Here is a 405-nt window from a genome sequence, read left to right on the forward strand (position 1 = left end):
TTGTTGTAGTAATGCGAATGATCGTTGAACCACGGGGTCAGGTTGTGCGAGCCGGCGACTTCGGCGCGGAACCGCACTGACCCGAAACCGTCGTGAGCGGGATCGGCGCCCAGCCCCGCCAGCGGACCGAGTGGGGAGCCGAGTGCGTTGTTGACCCAATTGGGCACAGCGCCGCCTGACTCGCCGATCCAGCTGATCGCATCGGTGGAGGCCGCGCCGACATAGAGGCGTCCGCCGTTGAGGTGAAAATCAGGGGCGCTGTGCGCCAGATCGGTTCCCGGGCAGCCGATCAACACAGCGTCGTTGGCGCGCATGCCGCTGTTGGCGAACGCATCAGCCACTGTCGTCGACCCGTAGGAGTGCCCGATGACGGTGACGTGTGACGGAACGGCGCCATCATGAGTC

The 405-nt window shown here is 64.9% G+C and carries 1 protein-coding gene; it reads right to left on the reverse strand.

Annotated features, from left to right (window positions below):
* On the reverse strand, positions 1–405 hold a 405-nt coding region (locus F0Q45_RS26875; RefSeq protein WP_223163969.1), incomplete at both ends, for an alpha/beta hydrolase.

Source organism: Mycobacterium simiae (assembly GCF_008370645.1).
GTDB classification, from domain to species: Bacteria; Actinomycetota; Actinomycetes; order Mycobacteriales; family Mycobacteriaceae; genus Mycobacterium; species Mycobacterium simiae_A.